Consider the following 3993-nt stretch of genomic DNA (forward strand, 5'->3'; position numbering starts at 1 on the left):
TTCCGCAAGCCCAGGCTGCTGATCCTCGACGAGGCGACCAGTGCGCTCGACACCGAGTCCGAGCGCTACATCCAAAACAGCATCGACGCCCTCAGGGGCCAGGTCACCGTGGTGATCATCGCCCACCGCCTCTCCACCATCCGCAATGTCGACCAGGTCTATCTGTTCGACCGGGGTCGGCTGGTGGAGCAGGGCCCCTACGAGAGCCTGCGCGACGCGGAAGAGTCGCGCTTCGGCAAGCTGGTGGCGATGCAGTCTCTCTAGCGCATTTCTCGGATACTCCATCCGGAGCTGTCGTATTAGAAGGCCAATCGATCCTGCGGACCTGTTAGGCCGGAGATAATCCAGCCCAAATCGGACAGCGCGGTCAGGGGTCACCACAGCCTAAAGACGACCGCTTTAAAGTCTGCAAAAAATGTCTTGGCTAGACACGATGCCCACAGTAATGGGATTGTGTCGAGAAAGTGTCTGGATATCTACCGGCAAGTAATCGGTTAAATGTTCAATAAAGTTCTTTTGTGTCAAGCGTAGTGAACTAGGACCCTGAGATCGCATGCTATCGATCATTCATATCAGTCACCCGGGTGGCCATCGGGCTTCCTACCGCGACTTGCTGGCTTTGGAGTTGGGCTACCAGGTAGAGACCGGTCCCGCGAAACGGTTTCTCGGTGTGCTCTTTCGCTCGCCCAGGGTCCTGTTTGCCACGCTCGATGGCGATATCGATCGCTTCCTGCTCATTGCCGCCGCCCGCAGCCTGCTGTTCAGGCGAACCTGCGGACTCTTCATCGGCCCGCTTAGTTACCTAGAAAAGCCTGCAGATTTCAGGCAGCGGATACGAGGCTGGGGTTTGCGAACCGTGAGAGTAATGCCTTTCATATCGTTGTATTCCATTATTCCCCATCCTGTGCGGCCGGAACTCGCACGAGTAACCAACGGCTGGATCCATGACCCGCAGCTTTGGGACCTGGCGTCCCTCGATATTACAGAGCTGCCGAAAAGTGAGCTTTCCACACGGGTGGCTTCGGAGACGAGGCATCGCACCGTGCTTCTTTACCTTGGAAAAGGATCGAAGCAAAAAGGTTTGCCGGAATTGACGAGGCTGACTGCGGGTCTCGAGGGAAAGTTCTTGGTTGTGGTGGCCGGCCGGGTTTTGAACGAATGCAAAGCGGATGCGGAGCAGTTAATCGAGCGAGGGATGATTGTCGAGGACCGGTTCATTTTCATGTGTGCGCGGATGACCTCGCCCGAGCGCGGATCCACCACATCGCCCCCGGCATTGGCTGAGCGCACGGGCGTGGCTACATGGCGAATGACGTTGTAGCGCGCATCCAGCAGGCTAAACTCCGGATCTTCCTCTTCGGTGGGGGCCACTTTTACATCGAGTGCGTTCTTGAATCCGGCTTTTTCGAAGGCATCTTCCCACTCCATGATGCCCTCTTTGTAGTACGGAATCCATTCTTCGGGCGTGGCGGGGTCGATGTACCACACAATGGGCTCTTTGGGCTCCACAAGCTCGCCCTGCTCAAACGCCTCCATATCGCTGGGCTCCAGGCGGAAGCGCCGTAGATACTGGTACGGACGCACGCCCTGAAAATCGCGCGAGTAGTCGGTTTGGGTGACGGTGATGTACGTGACGCGCTCATCGGCCAGGCGCGGCATCATTGGCTCCTCGGGCAGCAGGATCATCGAGTGGTTGATCTCGAAAGACACCGTGCCACCGCGTTCGTTAGACGGGGGATTCGTGGCATCGTACGTGCGCACAGATCGGATCTCGATGTTTTCAGGGAAGCTGCGCGTCCATTCGAGCCAGCTGCGATCGCGGTCGTAGGCTCGCACGCCCAGGTCGGACCGGCGCTGTTCGGGCAGCGAAAACGACGGATGATCGCCCATGTACAGATCGGTCACGTCGATGACCGCCGCGCCATTGCGGGTAAACTCGACCGGAAAGCGGGCAATGACCGGCGCAAAGTTCGAGTTCTGCACAGCCAGATGCACGTTGTCATCTTCGTCGGCAGTGGTGCTGTGCGACTGCGTGCGTAGGTAGATGTGGTCGCCCCGCGTCTCCCACTGCACGACCATGTTCTGGTTGAGGCGTCCGCCCCCCTGAGCAAGTCCGTCTTGCGCCTGTGCGTAGCGGCTCATCACGGCCATGTCGCGCCCCAGCATAGCCTCGGGAATCTCGAACAGGATGCGGTCATCGAGTTCGTAGACGGTGAAGAGTCCCTCCTCAGCCTCGGCCCCGCGCAGGTCGGCTTCGGTGAGGTCTTGCGCATGTAGTGATAGCCCGGAAAGCCCGAACGTAATCAGCAGGCAAGCTGTAGCATATCGTATCCAATAGGGCATAATGCAGGAGGCCGTGCGGCGTGGATTGAAAAAGCAGCGTCTCCTCAACTACGTTGTTGCTCCCTCCAAACGCAATTCATCGATGCACGGGGGCTGCAATTCATAGCATCGGGAGCCTGCGTGATCGCTTGTAACGCGTATGGGGCGCTGCGCTACAGTAACAAAACAGTGAGGTATGCATTTGATGAACATGCACGCACCCTATCATCTTCGAAGCAAACCTATCGTGAAGCGGCTCTTTGCATTTCTCTGTTGCCTGTGCCTGAGCGGAAGTCTGGTTTCGACGGCGGATGCACAACGCATCGCCAAGTACGGTGCTGATTTTCTGGCAGGCGGCGTGGATGCCCGCGCGCTGGGTATGGGCGGCGCGTACGTGGCGCATGCTGATGAAGTGAGCGCCGGGTACTGGAATCCGGCAGGCCTAAGTCACCTTACCCATCCCGAGTTGTCATACATGCATGTGGAACGCTTTGCTGGGGCCGTGTCGTTCGACTACGGGGCCGGGGCGCTGCCCATCAGCGACCGCTCGGCGCTGGGCGTGTCGGTCTTTCGCAGCGGCGTAAACGACATCGTGAACACGCTGAATGCGTGGGACCCGGTTCGCAACCAGCCCCGCCCCAACTACGAAAGCCTCATCACCACATTTTCGGCAGCCGACTGGGCGCTGTTCGTCAGCTACAGCCGCACGCTGAATGAGGACTGGTCGGTGGGCGTCAACTTTAAGGGCATCCGCCGCACCATTGGCGATTTTGCGGATGCGTGGGGCTACAGCATGGATGTGGGCGCGCAGTGGCGCTCGGAGCGCTATCGGCTGGGCGTAACGGTGCAAGACCTGTCTACGATGCTGCAAAGCTGGACCATCAACGAATCGGCGTTCTCGATCGACGACACCAATCCGGAAACGGGCGATCCGTTTACTTTTGGCGAGGTGTTCGATCAGGACCTGCCCACCGGGGGCACCGCACTGGTCCTACCGGTGGTGCGGCTCGGCTCGGGCGCGGTGTGGCCCGTAGGGCGGCATTCGGTGACGCTGGGGCTGGACACAGACATTGCGTTCGATGGGCAGCAGGCGTTCGTGCCCAATGTGGGCGACGTGTCGTTTCATCCGCGTGTGGGCGGAGCGTTCTCGTATGCAGGCGTGGCCGAACTGCGGGCGGGCATCAGCCGCATCCAAACCGGCGACGACATCGGCCTCGACATCACGCCCTCGCTTGGGGCTGGACTGACGCTCAATCAGGTGGCGGTGGATGTGAGCTTTGGCGATTTTGCCGGACTCACCGCGCAAGATCTGGGCTACTCGTATCGCATCTCGGCCCGCGTCCGGTTTGAGCCACCCGGAGAGTGAAGGGCGTTGGAGGGGTGGAAGGGTGGAGGGGTGGAAGGTTGGAAGGTTGGAAGGTTGGAAGGTTGGAGAGGTGGCAGAAACACTGGGAACGTCCGCGCCCGGCAGCGCTGATCCGGGATCCAGGACGCGACAGTTTGAACGCATCGGTCCTCTGCTGCACTTCCACCACAATGTAGGGGATGTGTCCAGCCTTGCATGTCGGACCGCATCCTGTCGCATCCTTGTGGATAAATATAGATGTAAGAAGCCTCATTCATAGGGCTCAAACTGTGCTGCTAAAACAGGCAGGGAGCCGTATCTTCCCC

2 protein-coding genes and 1 pseudogene are annotated in these 3993 nt (G+C 59.3%); 2 read left to right on the forward strand and 1 reads right to left on the reverse strand.

The window, feature by feature from the left end; translation table 11 throughout:
• A pseudogene (locus R6U20_RS08780) lies at positions 1-264 on the forward strand (ABC transporter ATP-binding protein); the annotation flags it as partial.
• 786 nt (positions 265-1050) lie between these two features.
• Here the strand turns inward: R6U20_RS08780 and R6U20_RS08785 are convergent.
• Positions 1051-2343 carry a DUF5117 domain-containing protein gene (locus R6U20_RS08785; RefSeq protein ID WP_410337481.1) on the reverse strand — a complete coding sequence of 431 codons (1293 nt, stop codon included), beginning with the start codon at positions 2341-2343 and terminating at the stop codon, positions 1051-1053.
• 190 nt (positions 2344-2533) lie between these two features.
• Here R6U20_RS08785 and R6U20_RS08790 point away from each other — a divergent pair, with 190 nt between their 5' ends.
• A complete protein-coding gene (locus tag R6U20_RS08790) occupies positions 2534-3688 on the forward strand; it encodes a PorV/PorQ family protein (protein ID WP_410337482.1) in 1155 nt (384 codons plus the stop codon).
• Positions 3689-3993 lie beyond the last annotated feature (305 nt).

Source organism: Longimonas sp. (assembly GCF_046498435.1).
Taxonomy (GTDB): Bacteria; Bacteroidota; Rhodothermia; order Rhodothermales; family Salinibacteraceae; genus Longimonas.